The 979-nt window shown below is 39.7% G+C and carries 2 protein-coding genes; both read left to right on the forward strand.

Annotation, left to right across the window (positions count from 1 at the left end):
• The first annotated feature begins 55 nt into the window (after positions 1–55).
• Positions 56–472 carry a helix-turn-helix domain-containing protein gene (locus GQ594_RS11855; RefSeq protein WP_160413183.1) on the forward strand — a complete coding sequence of 139 codons (417 nt, stop codon included), beginning with the start codon at positions 56–58 and terminating at the stop codon, positions 470–472.
• Positions 473–735: 263 nt separating this feature from the next.
• On the forward strand, positions 736–979 hold a 244-nt coding region (locus GQ594_RS11860), incomplete at its 3' end, for an IS30 family transposase (protein WP_160413185.1).

The raw sequence follows: 979 nt of genomic DNA on the forward strand, positions 1-979 counted from the left end.
AGTAGAAAGGTGATTTATACTAGCCCCTTCGCACCACCACAGTTTGGAGATTGCTATGTATTATAATCACCTTTCTAGGAAGGAACGATACCGGATTGTCGTATTATTACAAGCCGGAAAGAATAAAAAAGAGATAGCCCAGCTACTCAATAGACATCCTTCGACAATCAGTCATGAGATAAAAAGAAATTCAAAACCTAATCAAGCCTATCAAGCGCATGAGGCGGTGACACTCGCTCGGGAAAGGCGAAAAAACAGCGGTAATGGTAAGCCAATAGAGGCTTCGGTATGGCGTCAAGTTGAAAAATACCTCATACTTTATTACAGCCCAGAGCAGATTGCCGCACGTTTAAAGAAAGTCAATGTCCAATCAATCTATAACTACCTTTATCAAAATAAAGCGCGCTATGAACAATTCAAACCTCCTCTAAGACGAAAGGGCAAAGCTTATCGGCATTGCGCTGAGTATTAAAGAAGGAGACCGTCGATATAAACGGCCAATTAAACAACGTCCAAGTTATGTAGAAAGCCAGAAAACGCGAGGACATTGGGAGGACGATACGATTTTATTAGCCGTAAAGACAAGCAAGCATTGGTGACGTTAGTTGAGCACAAAACTGGACTAGTACTCATTAGACGCCTTAATCAACGTACCACCTCCGAAGCGAGAGATATGATAATAAAATTGCTAACGCCATTTAAAAAAGGGTTAAAAGCATCACCTTTGATAATGAGGTGAAATTTAATTATCATCATGCGATTGAGCATTATTTAAACACTACCGTATACTTTGCAGAGCCTTATAAAAGCGGGCAAAGAGGCACAAATGAAAACACCAATGGCTTAATACGTCAGTTTATACCTAAGTCATCGGTCATTTCATTCGTTGACGACGAACAGATAAAGAAAATACAATATCTATTGAACACACGCCAAGAAAACAGCATAAGTTTAAAAGCCCTGCCTCCTTTTATTCGAA

Source organism: Gilliamella sp. Pra-s52 (assembly GCF_009795805.1).
Classification (GTDB): Bacteria; Pseudomonadota; Gammaproteobacteria; order Enterobacterales; family Orbaceae; genus Gilliamella.